This window comes from Aerococcus kribbianus, from assembly GCF_026805545.1.
Classification (GTDB): Bacteria; Bacillota; Bacilli; order Lactobacillales; family Aerococcaceae; genus Aerococcus; species Aerococcus kribbianus.
This window is the reverse complement of record NZ_JAPRFR010000003.1, coordinates 40573-65505: the sequence shown is the minus strand read 5'-3', so window position 1 is coordinate 65505 and position 24933 is coordinate 40573. Positions and strand designations below refer to the sequence as shown.

Annotated in this window: 22 protein-coding genes, 1 other RNA gene and 1 pseudogene; 22 read left to right on the top strand and 2 right to left on the bottom strand. The window is 43.2% G+C overall.

The window, feature by feature from the left end; genetic code table 11:
• Positions 1-17 precede the first annotated feature (17 nt).
• The 8 genes and pseudogenes from folB (at position 18) to OW157_RS06520 (ending at position 6420) form a co-directional block, all read left to right on the top strand.
• A complete protein-coding gene (folB, locus tag OW157_RS06555) occupies positions 18-368 on the top strand; it encodes a dihydroneopterin aldolase (RefSeq protein ID WP_268752551.1) in 351 nt (116 codons plus the stop codon).
• Position 369: 1 nt separating this feature from the next.
• Positions 370-1438: pseudogene (folE, locus tag OW157_RS06550) on the top strand (GTP cyclohydrolase I FolE).
• Positions 1438-2736, top strand: a complete 1299-nt coding sequence (locus OW157_RS06545; protein ID WP_268752550.1) for a bifunctional folylpolyglutamate synthase/dihydrofolate synthase — start codon at positions 1438-1440, stop codon at positions 2734-2736. Before folE ends, OW157_RS06545 begins: the two are co-directional and overlap by 1 nt.
• Complete coding sequence (locus tag OW157_RS06540; RefSeq protein ID WP_268752549.1) at positions 2723-3253, top strand: NUDIX domain-containing protein; 531 nt, start codon at positions 2723-2725, stop codon at positions 3251-3253. The genes OW157_RS06545 and OW157_RS06540 overlap by 14 nt, the downstream gene beginning before the upstream one ends.
• Before the next feature lie 100 nt (positions 3254-3353).
• Entirely contained in the window at positions 3354-3641 is a 288-nt protein-coding gene (locus tag OW157_RS06535; protein WP_268752548.1) for an arginyl-tRNA synthetase, read from the top strand.
• A gap of 113 nt (positions 3642-3754) precedes the next feature.
• Entirely contained in the window at positions 3755-4243 is a 489-nt protein-coding gene (locus OW157_RS06530; protein WP_268752547.1) for a methylated-DNA--[protein]-cysteine S-methyltransferase, read from the top strand.
• A gap of 40 nt (positions 4244-4283) precedes the next feature.
• Complete coding sequence (gene treR, locus OW157_RS06525) at positions 4284-5012, top strand: trehalose operon repressor (protein WP_268752546.1); 729 nt, start codon at positions 4284-4286, stop codon at positions 5010-5012.
• A gap of 40 nt (positions 5013-5052) precedes the next feature.
• Entirely contained in the window at positions 5053-6420 is a 1368-nt protein-coding gene (locus tag OW157_RS06520; RefSeq protein WP_268752545.1) for a YfcC family protein, read from the top strand.
• A 111-nt stretch (positions 6421-6531) separates the two neighbouring features.
• Here OW157_RS06520 and treC read toward each other — a convergent pair whose 3' ends face one another.
• The gene (gene treC / locus OW157_RS06515) at positions 6532-8187 is read right to left on the bottom strand and encodes an alpha,alpha-phosphotrehalase (protein ID WP_268752544.1); all 1656 of its coding nucleotides are present in this window, start codon (positions 8185-8187) and stop codon (positions 6532-6534) included.
• 11 nt (positions 8188-8198) lie between these two features.
• Entirely contained in the window at positions 8199-9665 is a 1467-nt protein-coding gene (gene treP, locus OW157_RS06510) for a PTS system trehalose-specific EIIBC component (RefSeq protein ID WP_268752543.1), read from the bottom strand.
• A gap of 227 nt (positions 9666-9892) precedes the next feature.
• Here treP and OW157_RS06505 point away from each other — a divergent pair, with 227 nt between their 5' ends.
• From OW157_RS06505 to dnaX, 14 genes are all read left to right on the top strand, one after another.
• Positions 9893-10183 carry a helix-turn-helix domain-containing protein gene (locus tag OW157_RS06505; RefSeq protein ID WP_268752542.1) on the top strand — a complete coding sequence of 97 codons (291 nt, stop codon included), beginning with the start codon at positions 9893-9895 and terminating at the stop codon, positions 10181-10183.
• Between the two features lie 21 nt (positions 10184-10204).
• Positions 10205-12883, top strand: coding sequence for a cation-translocating P-type ATPase (locus OW157_RS06500; protein WP_268752541.1), 2679 nt, complete (start codon positions 10205-10207; stop codon positions 12881-12883).
• 126 nt (positions 12884-13009) lie between these two features.
• Positions 13010-13543, top strand: a complete 534-nt coding sequence (tadA, locus tag OW157_RS06495) for a tRNA adenosine(34) deaminase TadA (RefSeq protein ID WP_268752540.1) — start codon at positions 13010-13012, stop codon at positions 13541-13543.
• Between the two features lie 96 nt (positions 13544-13639).
• Positions 13640-13966: a hypothetical protein gene (locus tag OW157_RS06490; protein WP_268752539.1), complete on the top strand. Its 327-nt coding sequence runs from the start codon at positions 13640-13642 to the stop codon at positions 13964-13966.
• A complete protein-coding gene (locus tag OW157_RS06485) occupies positions 13953-15902 on the top strand; it encodes a V-type ATP synthase subunit I (RefSeq protein WP_268752538.1) in 1950 nt (649 codons plus the stop codon). Before OW157_RS06490 ends, OW157_RS06485 begins: the two co-directional genes overlap by 14 nt.
• A 33-nt stretch (positions 15903-15935) precedes the next feature.
• The gene (locus OW157_RS06480) at positions 15936-16412 is read left to right on the top strand and encodes a V-type ATP synthase subunit K (protein ID WP_268752537.1); all 477 of its coding nucleotides are present in this window, start codon (positions 15936-15938) and stop codon (positions 16410-16412) included.
• A 34-nt stretch (positions 16413-16446) separates the two neighbouring features.
• Complete coding sequence (locus tag OW157_RS06475; RefSeq protein WP_268752536.1) at positions 16447-17025, top strand: V-type ATP synthase subunit E; 579 nt, start codon at positions 16447-16449, stop codon at positions 17023-17025.
• A 15-nt stretch (positions 17026-17040) separates the two neighbouring features.
• Positions 17041-18042: a V-type ATPase subunit gene (locus OW157_RS06470; protein ID WP_268752535.1), complete on the top strand. Its 1002-nt coding sequence runs from the start codon at positions 17041-17043 to the stop codon at positions 18040-18042.
• Positions 18032-18343, top strand: coding sequence for a V-type ATP synthase subunit F (locus OW157_RS06465; RefSeq protein WP_268752534.1), 312 nt, complete (start codon positions 18032-18034; stop codon positions 18341-18343). Before OW157_RS06470 ends, OW157_RS06465 begins: the two co-directional genes overlap by 11 nt.
• Positions 18344-18362: 19 nt before the next feature.
• Positions 18363-20138 (top strand): V-type ATP synthase subunit A, encoded by a 1776-nt coding sequence (locus OW157_RS06460; RefSeq protein ID WP_268752533.1) that lies wholly within the window; start codon positions 18363-18365, stop codon positions 20136-20138.
• Entirely contained in the window at positions 20138-21514 is a 1377-nt protein-coding gene (locus tag OW157_RS06455) for a V-type ATP synthase subunit B (protein ID WP_268752532.1), read from the top strand. The genes OW157_RS06460 and OW157_RS06455 overlap by 1 nt, the downstream gene beginning before the upstream one ends.
• Positions 21515-21521: 7 nt before the next feature.
• Positions 21522-22166: a V-type ATP synthase subunit D gene (locus OW157_RS06450; protein ID WP_268752531.1), complete on the top strand. Its 645-nt coding sequence runs from the start codon at positions 21522-21524 to the stop codon at positions 22164-22166.
• 208 nt (positions 22167-22374) lie between these two features.
• Positions 22375-22463, top strand: an RNA gene (ffs, locus tag OW157_RS06445) — signal recognition particle sRNA small type.
• Between the two features lie 145 nt (positions 22464-22608).
• Entirely contained in the window at positions 22609-24429 is a 1821-nt protein-coding gene (gene dnaX / locus OW157_RS06440; protein WP_268752530.1) for a DNA polymerase III subunit gamma/tau, read from the top strand.
• Positions 24430-24933 lie beyond the last annotated feature (504 nt).

Genomic DNA, 24933 nt, shown 5'->3' with positions numbered 1-24933 from the left:
ACAAGAGGAGGTCTTTTATGTTTAAAATTAAATTAAATAATATGCGCTTTTATTCCCATATTGGTGTTTTTCCGGAAGAAAAACATTTAGGTCAGAATATTGCCATTGATCTAACTGTAACGATGAAGTCATCAGTTAGCCGTGATGACCTAGACGAAACAGTATCTTATGCGGTCTTTTATGATATTATTCGTGAGTATATTGAACAGAGTCGGGCAGACTTAATTGAGTCGTTAGCCTTTGACATTGTTGACTTGATTAAGGCTGCAAGCCCTGATAAGATTGCCAGAGTTAAGGTCAATGTGCGGAAGTTACAAGTGCCTATTGAGGGAATTTTAGATTCTGCAGAGATTGAATTGGAGGCATAGAATGACTAAGGTATATCTTAGCTTGGGGTCCAATATGGGTGACCGGCAAGGCTTCTTACAAGCAGCAGTAGCCAAATTAAGTCAAAATCCTGATAATAAGTTGATTAAAGCTTCAGCTTATTATCAAACCTCTCCCGTGGGTGGAGTTGTCCAAGATGACTTTATCAACCAGGCGCTGCTTATGGAAACAGACTTATCAGCTACAGACTTACTTGATTTGATTCATGAGATTGAAGCCAGTCTAGACCGGAAACGTTTAGTTCATTGGGGACCACGCACCATTGATATTGATATTCTTTTCTATGGCGACACTCAGTTAGATACCAAAGCACTTAGCCTACCTCATCCTGAAGTTTTTAACCGCCTTTTTGTCCTGGTCCCCTTGGCAGAAATTATGCCTAGAGACTTTACTTATTATGACCAGGTGGAGGCAGCGATTAAACACTTACAAGTATCAGAACAAAAAATAGAAAGAATAGGAAATTAAGATGACAGAACTCAATTTAGCGCGTATTGAAGCATTAGTAAGAGACTTGTTGATTGAAATTGGGGAAGACCCTGACCGGACGGGGTTAGTGGAAACACCTAAGCGGGTGGCTAAGGCCTTGGCAGAAACAACGTCTTCGACCGGAGTTAGTGAATTTACCCAAGGAAAAATGTTTCCCACTGAAATGACCGAATCATCTCAGATGGTTAGTGTCAACAATATTCCCTTTTATTCCATGTGTGAACATCATATGTTGCCTTTCTTTGGTAAGGTCCATGTTGGTTACCTGCCACAAGACGGAAAGATCATTGGCTTGTCTAAGATTCCCCGTTTGGTGGACTTTGTTTCGCGTCGTTTAAATGTACAAGAAAAAATCACCCATGAAGTTGCTGATATTTTGGCAGATATTACTGGGGCCAAGGGAGTGGCAGTGGTTGTGGATGCCCGGCATATGTGCGTAGAAATGCGGGGAGTGGCTAAGAGCCAATCCATGACTCGAACCACATATTTCTTGGGTGCTTTCAATGAGGATAATCAACTGCGTAATGAATTCCTGCAATCCTTGCCAAAGGTGGGGCAATAATGACCTCTCAAGAATCCAGTCAATCCCAATTTAGGGCCCAACATGCGGAAATATTGTATGGTCAAGGGGATCGCTTGGCTCCTTTGCGAGCTGCCTTAGAAGCCTTGGGCCACCCGGATCAAGCAATGCCGATTATTCATATTGCAGGAACCAATGGCAAGGGTTCAACAGCCCATATGCTATCCCATCTGTTACAGGGTCATGGCTTTAAGTTGGGCTTATTTACCAGTCCCCATCTTTATACGGAACGAGAATCCATCCAAATTAATGGCCGTATGATTGCCGAATCTGCATTTTCCTCATTATTGGAAAGGGTTAATAGCCAAGTAGCAGAGGATTTCTCACAATTTGAATTAGTCTTTTTAATGGCGATGACTTATTTTGCTGAGCAAGGCTGTGATTATGTGGTTTTAGAATGCGGATTAGGTGGTGAATTAGATGCGACTAATGCCATTGCTCATTCGGATTATGCCGTTTTCACTAAGATTGCTCGTGATCATACCGCCATGCTGGGGAATACATTAAGTGAAATCGCCAAAACTAAGTCAGGAATTATGCGCCCCCATCAAAAGGTGGTCGTAGGACCTGAGCAAGACTCAGAAGTCGTAGACCAGCTCAAACATCAACAAGAAGACCAAGCAGATTCCCAATGGTTTTACCAAGATCGTTCGCAAGTGACCTGGCAGGCCCATAGTGAAAACTATTGTTTGCGGTTACTCAATGGTCAAGAAGTTACCGTTGATTTAGCTTTACGAGGCAGTTTTCAGTGTGAGAATTTGTCCACGGCCATGCTTTGCTATCAAGCTTGGCTAGCAGATCACGATTTAGTTTTTGATAGTGATTTAGTCAATCGAGCCTTGTCTGGCTGGCAACTTCCTGGACGTTTTGACTGCTTATCTAAGGATCCACCAATTATTCTTGATGCAGCTCATAACCCAGCTGCAATGGGCGAATTGCGGGCGACTTTGCAGGCGAGATTTCCCAACCAATGTTTAACTATCGTCTGTGCCTTTCTCAAGGATAAGGCAGTTAATGACTTGGTGGCCTGTCTTAGCCACTTAGAGGCTGATTTTATCGTCACCGAGGCTGATTTTCCTTCGCGACGTCTACCAGCTACTGATTTGGCAGAGGTCTTTTCTGATTATGGAATCAATGTCGCTATTCAAGTTGACGCTCACCGGGCCTTCGAACAAGCCAAGCAACACTCGCAATCCACTAATCCTAAGCAGCCTGTCATTGTCCTTGGTTCCTTCCATCTAATTAAAACTATAGGAGCATCCTATTATGACCAAGCTTAAATCATATGCCTTAAACGCTTTAGCTCGCTTAGCCAAGCAAAACTATCCTCATTTGCTAGGGAAAGACTGGAAGAGTCTACAAGACCAATTAAAGGTAGCCGCCGATCATTCTTTAGCAGATCGGAAGTCGACCCTGCACTTATCAGCTTCAGCGCTTTATTTTTCCAACCAAGAACTCTGCTTTATTCACCACCCCTATCTTCACCAAAGCTTGCTTCCTGCTGGTCATGTGGAGCCTGGGGAATTCCCAGGGCAGACTGCCATCCGGGAATTTGGTGAAGAAACCGGCTTACAGTTTACTCCAACTTGCCGACAAATTTTGGTGGACATCAACCAAATCTCTATTCCCGCTAATCCAGTTAAGGATGAGGGCAGTCATTATCATATTGATTTTCGTTATTTGCTTACTGGTCATCCAGTTGAAGCGGGCCCTGCAGAATTAGCGGTGAAGTTTTTGACCTATGACCAAGCGCCTGCGGAATTTCAAGTTTATTATCCCTTATTAGCCATAAAGTAATGATTTATTATATGTGTTTATCATTCATTAACTTCAGCTTTGTATAGTTTATGAGTGCGCCCTGTGTTATAATAGAATAAAAGACGAAGGAGTTTTTAACATGAAGAATTCAACCAAAGCGACTCTAATCGCATTAGGTGCTTTAGCTGGAATTGCGGCAATTTCTGCTATTGCAATTTATGAAGAAGACAAAAATAACCGTGTAAGTCACTTAATTGATGATGTTAACCGTCAAGCGCGTCGTTCCAAACGACAATTACGTCGCCAATGGGATGACCTTTCCTTCACACCTGATCGACCAGTAAGCGAACGTTTAGCGGATAGCGCATGGGACGTTTATGACCAAGCAGTTGGTCGCGGAAAGGACATTGCCCGTCAAATTAAATAAGCTAAATGATACGGCAAGTTTTTCGCCTAAAAGTGAACATCGTATGAGAGCAACCTTTGCTTTTTGCTTGAGCCTTGACCAAAGTCAGGGCTCTTTTTGCTAGGAGGATGCCAATGCTTTACCAACAATTTACTTATTTAGATACTGATTGGTGGCTGCTTGGAACAGCTGGGCAAATATATGCCTTGGATAATGACCCTAATTGTTTAGCGCCGTGGCGTGACCAAGGGATGAGTGAAGACCATTTAGGAATTTTAGACCCAGTGGTTACAGCCATTCAAAAGGATCATTATGTGATTAGTGACCTAGCCGACTGGTCCTTAGTTCTAGATAGGGGCACTCCTTTTCAAGAAAAGGTTTGGCGAGCGCTATTAGATATTCCTTGGGGTGAAACATGCTCTTATCAAGGATTAGCCCAAAAAATTGGCAATAGCCAAGCCAGTCGAGCAGTGGCCAATGCGGTTGGTCGTAATCCTATTATGCTTCTAGTCCCTTGCCATCGCGTGATTGCTAAGGATGGTTCCTTGGGCGGTTTTCGCGGAGGAATCCAGGTGAAGTCGTGTTTATTGGCTAGGGAACAGGAGATAAAGAATAGTAAATGAGTGAATGTAGTGTTAATGGGAAGGACGTGGCGCAAGGTTAATGAGTAAGTTTCAACAGATAGCCTTTGATTTAACCGATAAAATTCAATCCGGTTACTATCCCAGTGGCTCCTATCTACCAGGCGAACATGTTTTGGCGGAGGATTACCAGGTCTCGCGGGAGACTATCCGTAAGGCACAAAAAACCTTGTCAGACAAGGGTTATATCCAAAAACAGAAGGGTAAGGGAGCCCTAGTTTTAGACCATGAACGTTTTTCATTTCCTATTTCAGGGTTAACCTCCTACAAGGAGCTTCAAACTGAACAAGGTTTCTCTAGTCAAACTGAGGTAATCATCAATGAAACGGTTAAGACTCCATCTTTTCTATTAGGTGTTGAAGCTGTTTCTGCTGATGAAAAGTTTATTCATCTGGTCCGATGCCGTTATTTAGATGGTCAACGGGAAATTGTTGATGAAGATTATTTACGCTTGTCAGTTGTAGGCCAGATTCCTAATCATATTGCCCAAGACTCCATTTATGATTATTTTGAAGAGAAATTAGGTTTGAACATTGCCTATGCCACCAAAGAAATTATTGCCACCCCAACCAATGACATGGATCAGAACTTACTTGGTTTGGAAGCTAAGGACCATGTAATCCAGGTAAATTCTTATGTTTATTTGGAAGACGCACGTTTTTTTCAGTACACTTCTTCTCATCACCGTTTAGAGAAGTTTCGGTTTGCTGAATTTGCTCGGCGGAGTTCTAGTTTTATGGACAAGGATTGAGCCATGACTTCATGGGCTCACCACAGAGAGGAAGAAAATTATGAAGAAGAAAAAAAGTTGGCAGATGCCCAATACCTATGTCATCCTGCTAGGGATTGCCTTATTTATGATGGTGATGACTTGGTTGATTCCCGCCGGATCATTCGAGCGTATTACTGAGGCTGGACGAACCAAGGTCGTTCCCGATTCTTTTCATTATGTTAGTCAGCAACCCCAACACCTTTTTGATTTCTTAAAGGCTGTTCCCCTAGGTTTGGTGGAAACAGCTGAGATTGTTTTCTTCGTTATGATTGGTGGTGGGACCTTCAAAATTTTTGAGGACAGTGGCGCTTTGAACAAGGCCATCCAATCTATTGCTAATAAGATGGAAGGTCGGGAGTACTTACTGATTCCGACAATTCTCTTCATTTTCTCCTTAGGGGGCGGGACCATGGGACTAGCGGAAGAAACCCTCGTTTTTGTCCCCTTGGTTTTACGTCTTGCTAAGGCAGTAGGTTACGACAAATATGTTGGTCTATCCATGGTTTCCTTGGGAGCGGCTATTGGGGTCTATGCAGGCTTTATGAATCCTTTCTCTATTGGAGTCGCCCAGGTGATTGCGGAACTCCCCTTGTATTCTGGTATAGGCTTGCGTTTAGTAGTGCTCTTCATTATGTGGCTAGTGACTTCAATTTACCTGATTTATTATTCTAAAAACCATAAAATTGCTGAAAATGATTTGAATATTTCTGATGTGCTAGATGACGATGTTATCGACCTTGACTTACGTGATAAGGCCTTGTTGCTTGTCTTTGTGGGAGGATTTATCTCCATTGCTGTTGGTGTACTATTATTTGATTGGTTTATTACAGAACTATCTGCTGTCTTTTTATTGATGGGTATTCTGGGTGGCCTTTTATCCGGCTTGTCATTTTCCCGGACGGCGGACCGTTTTATTGCAGGGGCCAAGGAAATGATTGGACCTGCCATGATGATTGGTTTGGCCCGGTCCATCCTAGTTATTATGGAAGATGGTCAAATTATTGATACCATGATTTACTTCTTGACCAATGTCTTGAAACAATTACCAGCTTCCTTAGCCGCTGTGGGGATGTTCTTTGCTCAAGTCTTTATGAATCCATTCATTCCTTCAAGCTCCGGTTTAGCAGCAGTGTCTATGCCAATTATGGTGCCGATTGCTGACCATCTGGGGGTAACTCGGCAGACTGCCGTTTTAGCCTTCCAATTTGGAGAAGGTTTCTTGGATTCAGTGATTCCGACGTCAGGTGTCTTGATGGCCCAACTTGCCATTGCTAAGATTCCATGGCCAGAGTGGTTCCGTTTTGTTTGGCGGTTAATCGTTATTTGGATGATTATTGGGATCTTCTTCCTACTTATCGCCACAGCAATCAATTATGGTCCTTATTGATTTTTGATAAGATCATAGCCATTGAAGATTAGATAGTTTAAAAATAGAATAATTAAAGTAAAAAAGCCATGTGGGTAAGATACCCACATGGCTTTTTGTATCTAGTTTAAATTATTTTTTGATAAAGGCGGCGACTTCATAAGAACCTAATTCAGCACTATGGCCAATTTGTTTTAAATCACCATTACCAATTAATTTTTTATAATCACTATAGTCTTTATCGAGCTCAACACTTTCTTGATCAGCAGTAAAGTTTGCTAAGACTACCATTTCTGTGTCAGCCAACTGTCGCAAGTAGGCCATAACCTTAGGATGGTCAGCAAGAATTTCTTGGTAATCCCCTTCTTGTATCACAGGGTAATCCTTACGTAATTGAATTAGTTTTTGATAGTAAGGGAAGATACGACCATTCTCACGCTCATTAGCAACATTAATCGTCCGGTAATTATCAGGAATACCAATCCAAGCTTGACCAGAAGTAAAACCGGCATTTTCACTGTCATCCCATTGCATTGGTGTTCGACTAGCATCGCGTGACTTATCGCCAATGATAGCCAAAGCTTGATCAGGATCAATGCCCTTATCAAGAAGCTCTTTGTAGGCGTTGTGTGACTCCACATCGCGGTAGTCATCAATTGAAGCGAAATAAGGATTAGTCATTCCAATTTCTTCGCCTTGGTAGATATAAGGTGTCCCTCGCAAGAGATGGATCATGGTGGCGAGCATGGTAGTGGTTTCGAAATTATAGTGCTCTGTGTCACCAAAACGCGAGTTGGCTCGAGGCTGGTCATGGTTATTCATAAATAAGGCATTCCAACCTCCACCCTGAGCCATGCCACGTTGCCAGTCGCCAATAATTTTCTTGAAGGCTGGGATATCGACAGGTGCCTTGGTCCATTTGTCACCATCTTGGTAGTCAACCTTGAGGTGGTGGAAACTGAAGATCATAGATAATTCTTGACGGTCAGGATTGGTATATTTGATCCCGTGCGGAATACTAGTGGAAGACATCTCGCCCACGGTCACCGTGTCTTGATAGCGACCGAACGTTTCCTGGTGCAATTCTTGCACCCATTCGTGAACAATAGGTGTATCGGTGTAGAGAGCTTTTTCTTCGGCAGAATTTGGAGCACCAGAATCCACAAAATCTTCTTTGCCAATGACATTGAGTACATCGAAACGCATTCCGGTGATACCCTTTTCTAACCAAAAGTTTACCACTTCGTAGAGAGCTTGACGGACGTTAGGATTATGCCAATTCAGGTCGGCTTGAGTGACATCATAGAGGTGGAGATAATATTTACCTGTATCGGCAAAGGGTTCCCAAGCTGGGCCACCAAATTTTGATGCCCAGTCGGTTGGTAAAGAGCCATCTGCTTTAGGATCCTTGATATAGTAGAACTCTTGGTAGTAAGGGTCACCGGCTAGAGCCTTTTGGAACCATTCATGGCTCGTTGAAGTATGGTTGAGAACGAAATCTAGCATGATACCAATACCGCGGTCCTTGGCGGCTTGGACTAAGTCTTCGAAATCTTCCATAGTTCCAAATGTTGGGTCAATGGCAGTGTAATCTTGGATATCATAGCCATTATCGTTTTGCGGTGACGGATAAAAAGGATTCATCCAAATCATATCGGCACCCAGGTCCTTGATATGATCAATTTTTTCAATGGCACCGCGTAAATCGCCAACACCATCACCGTTAGAATCTTTAAAAGACCGGGGATAGAGTTGATAAATGACTTTGTCGCTAAATCCTTGGGTCATAACTTACCTCCTTATTTATTGTTGAAGAACGGGATGTTGAAATCTAAACCAGCATTAGTTAGGATGTTGAAGCGTTTGAAGGTTAGGGTCAATACAAATGGCACAATCATAGCAACCACCATAGCGATAACGAATGGCACCATAGAATCGAGTTGAATGACTAGGAAACCTGGTAAACCACCGACACCGATGGAATTGGCTTGAACACCACTGACGGTAGAAATTAAACCGGCAATACCAGAACCAATCATTGCAGCCACAAATGGGTAAATATATTTTAAGGTGACCCCAAACATAGCAGGTTCGGTAACCCCTAGATAAGCCGAGATAAAGGATGGAATGGTAATTTGTGATTCTTCTTCATCATGACGAGTCATCCACCATACGGCAACGACAGCAGAGGCTTGGGCAATGTTAGATAGGGCAATCATTGGCCATAAACCAGTACCTCCGAAGTCAGCAATTAATTGAGAGTCGATGGCGTTGGACATGTGGTGGAGACCGGTGATAACCAATGGAGAATAGAAGGCGCCGAAGAGTAAACCAAACAACCATGAGAAGGAGCCAGTTAAACCAGCGTAGAAGAGTTCACCAATCCAAGTACCAATTGTCCAACCAACTGGTCCTAGAATGGTGTGAGCCAAAATAATGGCCGGTAATAAGGATAGGAAAGGCACGAAAATCATAGAAACCATTTCTGGAATCACCTTACGCCAGAATTTTTCTAGATAACCTAGGGCTAATCCAGCGAATAGGGCTGGTAAGACTTGGGCTTGGTAACCAATCATATCTAATTGGAAGAAACCAAAGTCCCAAACAGGCACTTCATTATTTAAGATGGCTTCTGGAGCAGCGTAGGCATTTAATAATTGAGGAGACACTAGGGTGATTCCCAGGATGATTCCTAGAATTGGTGTGGTTCCCATCTTACGGGTCACTGACCAAGTAATTCCTACGGGTAGGAAGTGGAAAATAGCTTCTCCAGGTAACCATAGGAAGGTATTGACACCATTCCAGAAGGTGGAGCTTTCGGCGATGGTTTGGCCACCTAAGTTTTCCATTGGAACACCTTCTAAGATATTACGGAAACCGAGAATCAAACCACCAACGATAATAGCAGGGATGATAGGAGCGAAAACTTCCGCCAAGAAGGTCATGGCGCGTTGCAACCAGTTTTGGTTATTGGCAGCTGCCGCTGACTTCACTTCATCTTTGGAACTTTCCTTGACATCGGCAAATTTGGCAAATTCATTGTAGAAATCTGCGACTTTATTCCCGATAATGACCTGGAATTGTCCCGATTGGGTGAAGGTTCCCTTGACTGACTTCAATTCTTCAATTTTTTTGACATCAGCTTGGCTAGGATCTTTTAGAGCGAAACGCATCCGAGTTGCACAATGGGTGACTGCCTGGATGTTATCTGAACCACCAATGTCTTCTAACAAAGATTTGGCATCCTGTTTAAATTCTTCTGACATAATATATCCTCCTCTTATATAAGTGCATAATAAGTGCAAATAGTCAACTTGTCTATACAAGTGTATAAAGATTATACCATGTAAGCGGTTATATAACAAGAAAGAAGGGGATTTTGACTATTTTATTAAGTGGTACTTATTTTTTATATGTAAAACGTGCGTGTCACTTTACATTATAAAACTAAGATGTTAACCTAGTAGACAGAATAAAGTTAAGGAGATTAAAAATGGATATCGGCTCGAGAATACATGAACTACGAATAAACAGGGGACTTACAGTCAAGGAAGTCGCCAGTCGCGTAGGGGTGTCTGCTGCCTTTATATCTTCGGTGGAACACCATGCCTCAAATGTGTCTTTTGAAAAACTTGAAATCATCTGCCGGGTTTTGAATGTCACTATGGCAGACTTCTTCAAGGAAGACACCCTACCGACAGATCAAGAATTTGCTGACCGTATCAAAACCTTGAACCCTGACCAACGCCGAGCCCTTTATCACTTTTTAGTCACTATAACTTAAAAAAATTATGGGAGAGATGTTATGACAGAAAGAAACTTTTACCAAGAATCCATTGAAGACAGTTTACAAGCCTTTGATGTTGAACAAAGACAAGGCCTGTCTACTGACCAAGTGGAAGCCAACCGAGAAAAGTATGGACGGAATGAATTAGACGAACAAGAAAAACTTTCAGCCTGGGAAATTTTATGGGATAAGATTAATGATCTCATTGTTTATCTATTAATAGCAGCTGCTGTATTATCCTTCTTAACGAATGAACCAATTGAAGGGATTGCAGTGATTATTGCTATCTTACTATCAGTGATTACTGGTTTTGTGACTGAATACACTGCCCAAAAATCTGTTGACTCCTTGCAAAACATGGGTTCTACCGTAGCAAAAGTGCGACGCGACGGAAAGGTTTCTGAGCTTGATGCTGGCGATGTCGTTCCTGGCGATATCTTGATTTTGAGCGAAGGAGATGCCGTGGCTGCTGATGCCCGACTCCTGAAAACTAAAAACTTTGCTTCGATTGAATCGGCTTTAACTGGTGAGTCTGAAGCTGTCGATAAAGACGCAGAAGCAACATATGACGAAGAAGAAGGTATTGGTGACCGCTTAAATATGGTCTTCTCAGGAACGGCGGTAACACGGGGGACTGCTGAAGCAGTGGTTACTGAAACGGGGATGGATACTGAGGTCGGTAAGATTACCGAATTACTACAAGGTAATGATAAGCAAGCCACCCCATTGGATATTGAATTAGATAAGATTTCTAAGGTAATTATCGTGGCGGCTGCTATTGCTGGTATATCAGTCTTGGTGACTGGTTTAATTACTGGCCAACCCATTACAGAAATGCTCCACGTTGCCGTTATCTTAGCCGTGGCTGCTATTCCTGAAGCCATGCCGGCAGTATCAACCATTACCTTATCACGGGGGATGAAGACTATGGCCAACCACAAGGCTCTAGTAAAATCCCTACCAGCTGTGGAAACCCTAGGATCGACTTCAGTTATTGCTTCAGATAAAACTGGAACATTAACAGAAAACCAAATGGCTGTTGAGCACTTGATTTTAGCTGATGGCCAAGAGTACGAGGTGTCTGGTAAGGGTTATACGCCAGAAGGTGAAATTAGCCAAGATGGCCAAGAGGTGGATTTGGCTGACAACCAAGCCCTAAACGACTTTATCCAATATGGTTACTTTGCTTCTGATGCCAAGTTAACTCAAGAAGACAATGGCGAATACGATATTATCGGGGACCCTACTGATGGTGCCTTAACTGTTCTTGGTGAGAAGATGGGGATGACCGAAGATCAACTCCAATCAGATGGTTGGGAACGCATCGATGAAATTCCATTTGATTCCGAAGCCAAGTACATGGCCGTTCACTATGATGGCCCACAAGAAATTGTCATTATGAAAGGGGCCCCAGATGTCCTCTTTGATATGACGGAATTATCTGATGAAGAAATCCAAACTTGGTCACAACGTAATGAAGAACTAGCCGAAAAAGGGTTACGGGTGATTGCCCTAGCGTCTATTCGTCTAGACGACCATTCTGGCCAAGACATTAATACCTTAATTGACGACCACCCACATGAATTAGAACTCGATGGTTTGTTTGGAATCATTGACCCACCACGTCAAGACGTTAAGGAATCCATCGAAATGACTCAAAATGCGGGCATTAAGGTTAAAATGATTACTGGTGACCATCCGAAAACTGCTTCTATTATTGCCCAAGAAATTGGTATCAATGATAGTGAAAATACCATGACTGGTAAGGAAATTGACCAAGCCCATGGCCAAGCTGACTTTATCGATAAGATTCGTGATACAGCAGTCTTTGCTCGGGTTTCACCAGAAAATAAACTACAAATTGTTGATGCCCTTAGAGAAGAAGGTGAAGTTGTTGCCATGACCGGTGACGGGGTTAACGACGCCCCAGCCTTAAATGGCGCGGATATCGGAGTTGCTATGGGTGTTCGGGGAACCGAAGTTGCCAAGGAATCTTCCGATATGATCTTAACGGATGATCGTTTCTCTACGATTGTAGATGCTGTACGTGAAGGACGGATCATCTTTGAAAATATCAAAAAATACGTTTCCTTCTTATTTGCTTGTAACATGGTGGAAATCACTGCCATCTTCTTGGCCACTGTTTTCCTATTGCCATTACCAATTCTACCGCTACACGTTCTCTTCTTGAACTTAGTTATTGATATTGGACCTGCAATGGCTTTAGCTTTTGAAACGGCTGAAGAAGGGATTATGGACAAACCACCGCGCGATCAAGACAAGGGTCTAATGAACAAGGTCTTCTTGGGACGGATTCTATTGAGCGGTTTAGTGATTGGATTATCTTCCTTTGTTGTCTTCTTAATCTTTGGCGCTAATGATGACTTAAGCTTGCCATATGTACAAACATCAGTATTTGCCTTCATGGCTGTGGCCCAACTCTTCCACATTTTCAATGTTCGGGAGACTGATCGTTTTGGTTTAGATCGTACCGTATTCAAAAACCACTTCTTAGTTGGTGCCATCATAATTTCAGTGATTCTGCTCTTATTAGCCGTCTACACACCATTTATGAATACTGTGATTGGTACAGAAGCATTGCGCTTAGAAACATGGGGAGTTATTTTCGCTGCTGCTGTAGTATCCACCTTCCTAGTTTATCTCTTAAACAAGTTTATTAAACGTTGGGAAGCATAAGGATCCAGTCCAATGATGACCTATGTTAAAATAAGAAGATGAGGCTTGTCCTCGTCTTCTATTTTTTTAGGCAAGAAAGGTAATTCTTGGGAAAATACTGAGGTAATCTAACAGGGAGGGATTGGCATGGCCCAGGAGCCATTAGCTGATAAACACTATGAATTTATGCGCCAGGCGCTAGTCGAAGCCGATAAAGCACGGGCCATTGGCGAAGTTCCGATTGGAGCAGTGGTGGTCTATCAGGATCAAGTAATTGCCGCTGCCCATAATTTACGGGAGACTAACCAAGAGGCCACGAGTCATGCGGAGGTCTTAGCTATCCAAGCAGCTAACCAAAAACTTGGCCATTGGCGCTTATCAGACTGTGACCTTTATGTCACCTTAGAACCTTGTCCGATGTGTTCTGGGGCTATGATTCTTAGTCGCATTCGCCATGTTTATTTTGGCGCCTATGACCAAAAGGCGGGCACAGCTGGAAGTTTGATGAACTTGCTAACTGACCAACGCTTCAACCATCAAGTCCAAGTCACTGGTGGCTTATTAGCAGCAGAGAGTCAGGAAATGTTGCAAGCTTTTTTCAAGACGCTCCGCCAAAGAAATAAGGCCCGCAAAAAAGCACGTCGCCAAGCAGAACAGCAAAAAATGCAATCGAACCTTTAAATTTAATGAATGGCCCTTCCCTTTATAAGATTTCCTTAAAAAGACTGCCCAAGAGTGTTATAATAAAGCGTATGCATAAATAGGGGGTGGAATAATTTGGAAAGCAATACAATCGCAAAAGTGATGGAAACAGAAGAAGAAGCCAAAGCAATCGCCAAGTCTTATCAAGACAAGAAAAAGCAAGCGAAAGCAGACAATCAACAAGCTATTGAAGACTATCGCAAGCAAGCCCAAGACAAGTTAGCAGCTTACAAAGAAGATCTCGCTAATGACCAAGCGGCAACTCTCAAACAATTTCAAGAGGAAAAAGCCAGTCAACAGCAAAGCGAGATGGCAGAGATTGAAACTGCCTTCAAGGATAAGCAAGATAGCATTGTTGATTATATTGTTGGAGAGGTGACAAAAGTTTATGGCAATCGCTAAAATGAGAAAGCTCTCAATTGTCGCTGAACCAGAATTAAAAGCTGCCTTATTGCGTGACCTACAAAATTTACAAAAGGTTGAAGTTCGTGATTTGCCGAGTGAATTAGCAGAAGATGAATTGCAATTACCGCAAGCAAATTCAGAAGCCTATGCTGAGAACTTTTCCTGGTATGAGCGCGCAGAGCAGGCCTTAGTCGACCTATCCCAATACCGACAAAAAGAATCCCTTAAAGACAAACTCACTGCCAAACGTCCAGTGATGACGATGGACCAACTCTACCAAGAGGCTGATTTGGACAAGGCAGAGGAAGTGATTAGTCGGATTGAGTCGTTGAAGAGTCGACGGACTGCGATTCAAGATGAACGCGAAACAATTGAGACACAACAAAATGAATTGGTTAACTGGCGTAGCTTACCGGTTGATCCTACCACCTTTGCTGACTTTGAGCATTTCGATGCCAAACTAGGGAAGTTACCTAATGATGACAATCGTCAATTCTGGAACACCCTACAAGCAGCAGAAGGCTTAAGCTTAGCGGAAGTTTATTCCGATGAAAATGAAATTGGTGTGGTCCTCTTTATCGATAAGGACCAAGGGGATGGCTTGGATGGCCTATTGGCAGATAATCATTTCTCTGAATGGGAATACCCCTACCAAAATGGTCCTGACCGCGCCTTCCAAAACTTGGAAAAAGAACGTAAGGACTTATTAGATGAAGAAAAACACTTAGTCAGTGATCTGCAAGACTTGCAGGGTCAACGGCAAACCATCGCCCTAGCTGCGGAGGTCTTCTATAACCAAGCCCAATTACAAACGGTCGATGACTTAACCTATGACAATGATTTGCTGACCTTAGTTTCAGGTTGGGTCACCGAAGAGGACTATCCTGACCTACAAGCAATTATGACAGCGGACTATCCAAGTGCCGTCTTACTCACTGAAGAAATCTCTCAATCAGAGATTGACAACAACGAGGTGCCAATTAAATTAAACAATAATAAATTGGTTGAGCCTTTTGAAACAGTGACGGAAATGTATAGTTTACCTAAATACAATGAACTTGACCCAACCCCTTATTTGACGCCATTTTATATCTTGTTCTTTGGTATGATGATGGCCGATTTAGGTTACGGGCTATTGATGTGGCTAGTGACTATTTTTGTCTTGAAGGTTATGGACTTGAAACCTGGTGTCAAACGTTTTATGCGTTTTGGTCACATCCTGTCTTACCCAACGATGATTTGGGGGATTATTTACGGGTCCATCTTCGGGGCTAGCTTGCCCATTCAATTGATTAATCCCACCGAAGATGTGGAATTAGTTCTAATCTTATCAATCGCTTTCGGGGCAGTCCAAATTTTCTTGGGTCTAATGCTAAAGACTTACTTGGCATCCAAGGAAAAGGATTATGATTCTGCCTATAGCGATGGATTAGGTTGGTTGCTACTCTTACTAGGAATTATCGTTATGGTCATTGGTTCTATGGCTATGGACAACGCCTTAATGACTAATATTGGTAAATGGGTAGCCATCATTGCTGCTATTGGTATGGTGGTTGTACCAATGATATTCAATGACAAGAAATTGTTGGGTGCTGGTTTAGGTCTCTACAACTTGTATGGTATTGCCAATTATGTTGGGGACTTCGTTTCTTACACCCGGTTGATGGCCTTAGGGGTTTCCTCAGGGTCTATCGCCTTGGCTTTCAACATGTTGATTGCCTTCTTCCCTGCACCTGCTCGTTTCACAATCGGTTTATTGATTTTAGTATTCTTGCACCTATTTAATATGTTCTTAGGGCTATTGAGTGCTTATGTTCACGGTGCCCGGTTAATCTTTGTAGAGTTCTTCGGTAAATTCTATGAAGGTGGAGGACGTGCCTTTGCACCAATCAAAACCCTACAAGACCATGTACGTTTAAAAGATGATAAGTAATAATAATTAAAAAATTTGGAGGTTTATATCATTATGGAAAATTGGATTTCTTTCTTTGTTGAAAACGGTGGCGAAATTTTTGCGATGTTAGGTATTGCTGTAGCAGTTATCTTCTCTGGTATGGGATCAGCTCGTGGTGTTGGTCAAACTGGTGAAGCAGCTTCTGCCTTAATCAAGGAACAACCTGAAAAATTCGGACAATCATTGGTACTACAACTATTACCAGGTACACAAGGACTTTACGGATTCGTTGTTGGCTTTATGATTTACCTACAATTATCTGGTGGAGTTGACTTTGCTCAAGGTTTCCAATACTTCGTGGCTGGTTTACCAATTGGGTTCGTTGGTTTGATTTCAGGTAAATACCAAGGTCAAGTATCAACTGCTGCCCTACAAATCTTAGCTAAACGCCCAGAAAACACTTCTAACGGGATTATTTATGCTGCCATGGTAGAAACTTACGCTATCTTGGCCTTCGTTATTTCCTTCCTACTTGTTTTATCAGTTTAATTTGAGCTGAAAAAATTAGGAAGGAGGAAGTGTCGTGGCAGAAATTAACGATTTAACCCAAAATGTCTTGGACAAGGTAAGAGCGAAAGAAGCCGCCGAACTCGAAGACTTAGAAAAAGAACTCGCAAGTGAAAAAGATCAAGCCACTAAGGCCATTGCTGATGACTTGCAAAACGACATGGACCAAGCCCAATCTGCTTCCCAAGCCGAATTGCAACGCCAAAAGCAATCATATGAAAATAAAATGCGTAATCAAATCTTACAGGGCAAACAACATTTGATTGACCAATCCTATCAAGCAGCGATTGATCAGTTAAATGCTATGGATAGTAGCCAATTTGCTGACTTGATTAAAGACGCCTTAAAACAAGTTCCTAGTGGTCAAGCCGTTGCGGTGGAGATGGGCGAATTCAGCCAAAACATTCTCTCTGACCAAGACAAGACGGCAATTCAAAACGCAGACAGCCAAGTGACCTTTACTGAGCGTACAGTGGCTGACCGGTCTGGCTTTATCCTAGCTAGTCAAGGAATGGACTATAACTTCACGTTTGAAGCAATTATTGCGGAATTAAAGGATCAACTTGCCCCTGAAATTGTTAAACGTGGCTTTTAAGAAAGGAGTGGAACAATGCAAGACGTTGCTTATGGTGCCATAAATACCACGGTACGTGTTCGTGAAACGACTTTCTTAACTAAGGCTGATTATGAGGCCATGCTTAGAGCAGATTCATTGGCAGACGCCATTGCTGTATTGCGTAAAACAGACTATCATGTGCCTGATGACATCCTGGAAAGTAAAGATTTTGAAGCATTTCTCAACCAGAGTCTCAAGGCTAATTACCGTGAACTCTATGCTGGTGTGCCGGATGCTGAGGTTATTGATATCTTGGCCTTACGTTATGACTACCATAATCTAAAGGTTTTATTCAAAGCCTGGTATGCTGACAAAGAATTTGATGACATGCTCTTAGATTTCGGTCATTATTCCGTTGACAGCCTTCGTCATGCCATTAAGACAGATGAAGGGCGTGACATGGATTCCGTGATGCACAAGGCAATCTCAGATGTCAAAACATACTACGAAGATTATGAGGATCTTAATGGTATTTCCATCCTCTTGGATAATGCTTACCTTAACCATATCGGCAGCATTAAGGAGAGAATCGATTCTCCAGAGGTAGAAACTTACATTGAGGCTATTATTGATTTAGAGAATTTATCAACGATTATTCGGGCCATGAAACAGGGCCGGTCCCAAGGCTTCCTAAAAGTTATTACGTCTGATCAAGGGACAGTTAAACAAGAAGAACTCTTACCTTTAGCTGACCGTCATGACTTTGATGGGATTATAAGCCTTTATGCCCACCAAGCTTACGGGGATGCCCTAGAGGATTATGTTGGCCAAGGGGATGCGGTTGATGTGGTTGCCTTGGATGCCACTATTGCTGAAATCAAGGCGCAAATGATGAAGAACGCTAACTTAGCCGCTTTTGGTCCTCTTCCTAGTCTGGCTTACCTCTATTTCAAGGAAAATGAAATAAGTAATATTCGTTTAATCTTAACGGCTAAAGACTATGGATTGCCAAAAGAAAAAATTGAAGAAAGGATGCGACCAATCTATGGCTTATAAAATTGGAGTAGTCGGTGAAAAAGATGTCGTTGTCCCATTTCAATTGATTGGCTTCGACTCTTATCCTGTGGCTAATGGTGACCAAGCCCGTCAGGTAGTAGATAAATTGGCTAAGGAAGACTATGGGGTGATTTACCTCACAGAAACCATGGCCAAACAAATTCCTGATACTATTGACCATTACGATACCCAAGTTATTCCTGCAATTATCCTTATTCCTTCTCACCAAGGAAGTCTAGGTATTGCGAAAGAACGCGTAAACCGCAATGTAGAAAAAGCGGTTGGACAAAACATTTTATAATCACAAGGGAGGAACAGCTTTGAAAGACGGAAAAATTATCGAAGTTTCTGGACCACTGATTAAAGCCAGTGGCATGGATGAAGCAGCTGTTCGTGACATTTGCTTGGTTGGGGACTTAAACCTAACCGGAGAAATTATTGAGATGCACGGCGACACTGCCTTTATCCAAGTTTACGAAGAAACTTCAGGATTGAAACCAGGCCAAGTAGTGAAAACTACAGGGGAACCCCTGTCTGTTGAACTTGGTCCCGGTATGTTAACTAAGATGTTTGACGGGATTCAACGTCCCCTACAAGACTTTATGGACCAAACCGATTCATGGTTCTTAGAACGTGGAGTCCGCATTGACCCACTAGATCGCGACACTGTTTGGGAATTCAAAGCTCAAAAATCAGTGGGCGATCAGGTAGAAGCTGGGGACATCGTCGGAACTGTTCAAGAAGGTCATGTCGTTGAACACCGTATCATGGTTCCAGTCGGCGTGTCCGGTAAATTAGTTGCTATTGAAAGTGGCGAATTTACTATCAAAGATACTGTTTACCAAGTGGAAACCAAAGATGGGGTCAAGGACTTTACTATGGTACAAAAATGGCCAGTACGTAAAGGACGCCCAGTGCAAGAAAAATATGCCCCTGACAAAATTATGTCAACCGGTCAACGGGTGATTGATACTTTCTTCCCAATCACTAAGGGTGGGGCAGCTGCTGTTCCGGGACCATTCGGAGCAGGTAAAACAGTGGTGCAACACCAAATCGCTAAATATGCCGACGCTGACATCGTTGTTTATGTTGGTTGTGGGGAACGTGGTAACGAGATGACTGACGTTATTAACGAATTCCCAGAACTGGTTGACCCTAAAACCGGTGAATCAATCATGGAACGGACCGTATTGATTGCCAACACTTCCAACATGCCTGTTGCCGCTCGGGAAGCTTCTGTTTATACCGGTATTACGATTGCTGAATATTTCCGTGATATGGGTTATTCTGTTGCTATTATGGCTGACTCTACTTCACGTTGGGCCGAAGCCTTGCGGGAAATGTCAGGTCGTTTGGAAGAAATGCCTGGTGACGAAGGTTACCCAGCCTATCTAGGATCACGTATTGCTGAATACTATGAACGGGCCGGTATTGTCCAAACATTAGGTTCAGATGACCGGGTAGGTTCAGTTACAGCTATCGGTGCCGTATCACCTCCAGGGGGAGATACATCTGAACCAGTTACCCAAAATACTTTACGGGTAGTTAAGGTTTACTGGGGACTAGACTCCTCACTATCCCAACAACGTCACTTCCCAGCCATCAACTGGTTAGACTCTTACTCCCTCTACCAAGCTGACGTCACCAAACACTTGTCAGAAGAACGTGGAGTTGACTGGTCAGCGATGGTTCGTCAAGCCATGGGAGTATTGAGTGAAGAATCAAGCCTACAAGAAATTGTGCGTTTGGTAGGGGTAGACGCCTTATCTGAATCTGACCGACTAACCCTAGTCGTGGCTCGGATGTTGCGTGAAGACTTCCTACAACAAAATGCCTTCGATGATGTAGATACGACAACTTCTGATGAAAAACAAACGAAGATGTTATCTGTTATCTTGCATTACGGTGACAAGGCACGTAAAGCCATGGACTTAGGTGCCTATTATGATGAAATTCTAGAAGGAAGCAAAGACGTCCGCGAAAAAATCTCACGGATGAAATACATTCATGAAGACGATATCCAAGAATTTGACACCATCGAATCCGATATCGACCAACAAATCGAATCAGTGATTCAAGAAGGAGGCCATGACTAATGTTAAAAGAATACAAAACAGTATCTGACGTCTACGGACCTCTTATGATTGTCGAAGATGTTGAAGACGTCTCTTATGACGAATTGGTAGAAATTCAACTACAAAACGGCGAAACTCGGATTGGACAAGTTCTAGAAATCCAAGAAGACAAAGCCGTTGTCCAAATCTATGGTGGGGGATCAGGAATTAACCTCCAAGAAACCAAGGTGCGTTTCAAAGGACGTCCTCTAGAATTTGGCGTTTCTGAAGATATGATTGGTCGGATCTACGATGGTTTAGGTAACTTAATTGATGATGGCCCAGAAATCATCCCAGACAAGAGCTTAGACATCAACGGTCAAGCCATTAACCCAATGGCCCGTGACTATCCAGATGAGTTTATCCAAACGGGTATCTCTACTATTGACCACTTGAACACCTTGGTTCGTGGGCAAAAACTTCCTGTTTTCTCTGGTTCCGGTCTTCCCCACAAGGAATTGGCGGCCCAAATTGCTCGTCAAGCAACCGTATTAAATGACGACGAAAAATTCGCCGTTGTCTTTGCGGCTATGGGGATTACCTTTGAAGAATCAAAATACTTCATGGATTCCTTTAGAGAAACAGGAGCTATCGACCGGTCAGTGATGTTTGTTAACTTGGCGGACGACCCAGCAATCGAACGTTTAGCAACACCTAAGATTGCCTTAACAGCAGCCGAATACCTAGCTTACGAAAAAGACATGCACGTCTTGGTTATCATGACTGACATGACGAACTATTGTGAAGCCTTGCGGGAAGTTTCCGCAGCACGTCGGGAAGTTCCTGGTCGTCGTGGTTACCCAGGTTACCTATATACTAACTTGTCTACCTTATACGAACGGGCTGGTCGTTTAGAAGGCTCAAACGGTTCGGTAACACAGATTCCAATCCTAACCATGCCAGAAGACGATATCACCCACCCAATCCCTGACTTAACAGGTTATATTACTGAGGGTCAAATCATCCTAGATAATGACTTGGCCAACCAAGGGATTGAACCACCAATTAACGTGCTCCCATCCTTGTCACGGTTGAAGGACAAGGGGACTGGTGAAGGTAAGACTCGTGAAGACCACGCGGCAACCATGAACCAACTATTTGCTGCCTATGCCAAAGGGAAAGAAGCCAAGGAACTTTCTGTCGTACTAGGTGAATCTGCCCTATCCGATACGGATAAACTTTACTTGCAGTTTACCAACCGTTTCGAAGAAGAATACGTCAACCAAGGCTTCGACACCAACCGGTCAATCTATGACACCCTAGATTTAGGTTGGGAACTCTTAACAATCTTACCTAAGTCTGAATTAACTCGGATTAAGGACCCAATGATTGAAAAATACATGCCTGAAGGAGAGTGATGTTTAAATGGCCAACGCATTAAACGTCAAACCGACCCGGATGGAGCTCAGCAACCTCAAGGATAGCTTAGATGTTGCTGAGCGGGGGCATAAATTATTGAAGGACAAACAAGACGAATTGATGCGGCAATTTATCGATCTCATCAAGGAAAACAACCAATTGCGGATCGAAGTCGAAGAAGAACTCTCCGATGCCCTACAAAACTTTGTCTTGGCCTCATCCACTATGAACGACGCCTTTGTAGAAGAATTGGTGGCAATCCCTAGCCAAGAAGCTAGCCTACAAATTCGTGAGAAAAACGTGATGAGTGTCCGCGTGCCTGACATGCAATTTCACTACTCAGAGGAAAAAGAAGCCGAAGAAGAAAAACTCTCCTACGGTTACCTCAATACTTCTAGTGAACTCGATGAATCCCTAGACGTCTTGAACGAGGTCTTACCCAAGCTGCTCAAACTCAGTGAAATCGAAAAAACTTGCCAACTCATGGCAGACGAAATTGAATCCACACGGCGCCGGGTAAACGCCCTCGAATATCGGATGATTCCTGACCACCAAGAAACCATCAAATATATCGAAATGAAACTCGAAGAAGATGAACGGGCTTCAATCACCCGAATGATGAAAGTCAAAGACATGGGTGACGATAATTAATTGCATAGAGAAGAAGAAAAGACTGGACGAATGCGTCCAGTCTTTTTGTGTTGGTGAGTAAGAGAACACTATGTTTTTGGGTGGGGAGATAGTATAATTATGATATTAATTAAATCGCTTGGATTACTTGGTAAGGGCAGTAAGGTAGTCTATTTTATTTTCTCTTTACATAGTAAGACTACTTGTGTTATGATATAGAGTGCCGAAAGGCCTTATGGCAAGGGTGGAGGTGTGAACCGGGTCAGATCGGGAACGAAGCAGCTCTAAGCATTGTCCATCTTGTGCTGTAAGATTAATCGAAAATTAACCCATCTTTTAGCGGGAAATGCTAGGAGATGGGCTTTTTTATTAGCAAAATGTCTGGGAGAACCTAGATTGAATTAGGGAAAAATCTTAAGTATAATGAGTCTGTTATGAAGACTAGAGAAAAGGAGCAGCGATTATGACCTATCAAGCCTTGTACCGGGTGTGGCGGCCGCAAAAATTTTCAGATATTGTTGGTCAAGAGGCGGTAGCGACCACCTTGCGTAATGCCATTCGGACGCATAAAACTAGCCACGCTTACTTATTTTCTGGCCCTAGGGGGACTGGAAAGACGTCAGCTGCTAAGATTTTTGCTAAGGCCATTAATTGTCCCCATCAAGAAGATGGAGAGCCTTGTAATGACTGTGAAATTTGTCGGGCCATTACGGAGGGGTCGTTGAGTGATGTCATTGAAATTGATGCGGCTTCCAATAATGGAGTTGAAGAGATTCGTGATATCCGGGATAAGGTGCGTTATGCGCCTACGCAAGCAGACTATAAGGTCTATATCATTGACGAGGTCCATATGCTATCGACAGGAGCCTTTAATGCTTTGTTGAAGACTTTGGAAGAGCCTCCTGCCAATGTTATTTTTATCCTAGCGACGACGGAACCCCATAAGATACCGGCAACGATTATTTCGCGGACCCAGCGTTTTGACTTTAAGCGGATTAACCACCGAGAAATTGAGTCGCGTATGGCTTATATTTTGGATGATGAGGGGATCGATTATGAAGTCGGCTCCTTGGCGGTGATTGCGCGAGCAGCTCATGGGGGTATGCGGGATGCCTTGTCTTTATTGGACCAGGTGATTTCATTTTCTGGAGACACCATTAGTCTAGAAACGACCCGTGAAATTACTGGGACCTTGAGCGAGGAGCTCTTGGTTGATTTCAACCAAGCTCTAGTGAATGGTCAGGTGGCTTCTGCTTTGAGTTTTCTCCAAGATATGCTGCGGCGAGGTCAAGATGCCAAGCGTTTTGTGGAGGAAGAGCTACTCTTTGTCCGAGATTTGTTGATGGCCAAGGAGATGGCTCAGGATGCCACTGAACTCTTGACCCAGCGTTATGATGACGGCTTCTACCTCTTTGCTAAGGCCATTAGTGTGGAGCAGATTAACCGTATTATGGCTGCCTTTAAAGATACCCAACAGGAAATTCGCTTTACTTTGCAGGCGGAGATTTATTTAGAAGTAGTTAGCGTCCAGTTGGCCCATGACCTCCCTAAGATGGTGTCAGCTACGGGTGAGGAGGCTGTTGGAGCGAAGTCAGAACTAGCGGGTGATGCCAATCAAGCCCTTACTGACTTACAAGCCCAGGTTAAGGACTTGCAAGCAGCGCTAGCCAAACAAGGTGGTCAAGGTGCTAGTGACCAAAGTCATTCTGGCTCAGCAGCCAAGGCTGGCACCAAACCCCGCCGTAACCATGCGCCTTTTAAACCTAATTATGGACAAATTTATAAGGTGCTCAGCCAGGCTTCGCGCACAGATTTAGATCAGGTCAAGGCAATTTGGCAAGATTTGGTGGCTTCTTTGCCTAGTTTACAGGCGGCCTTATTAGAACAAACTTATCCTGCAGCCGCTAGCTCCCATGGCTTTGTGGTGCGCTTTGATTATGATATTCTTTGCCAAAAGTTATCCGATAACCCTGAAGCTCAGGCTGAGATAGAAGCCACTGCGGAGAAGATGTTAGGACACCCTAGCAAGATGTTAGTCTTAACTAGCGACCAATGGGACAAAACCCGGCAAAAATTCGCCCAAGCCTATAAAGCCGGTAAAGTCAACGAGTTATTGGGGGAAACGCGTACTGATGACCAAGCGACGCCAACCGCTATGACCCAAGCTGATCCTGATTTGACTGCTGCGGTAGGTGAGGATAGCGACGCTGATCAGGCGGATGACATGGTCCAGCAAGCAGTTGATCTCTTTGGCGAGGAATCTGTGACTGTGGTGGATGACTAGGATTTTGTAGAGGGCTTAGAGTGCGGATAAGAAGCGAAAGAGGTCTATGCACGTCATATCGTAGAAGATAAGAAGTGAAAGAGGTCTATGCGCGTCATATCGCAGTGGATAAGAAGTGAAAAGGGCGTATGCGCGTCGTATCGTAGTGGATAAGAAGTGAAAGAGGTCTATACGCGTCATATCGCAGTAGATAAGAAGTGAAAAGGGCGTATGCGCGTCATATCGTAGTGGATATGAAGTGAAAAAGGCGAATGCGTGTCATATCGCAGCAGATAAGAAGTGAAAGAGGTTTTTGCGCGTCATATCGCGGAAGATAAGAAGTGAAAGAGGTCTATACGCGTCATATCCCAGAAGATAAGAATCGCAAGCCCTCCATAAGCGTCACAAGATGCCAAGCAATACCACAAAACGCTAGCAATTTTCACAAGCCAGCTTAATTCGTTAATATAGTAAAAAAAACAGCCGCAGAAACGGCTGTTTTTATTTTGTTTATAAAACCTTTGA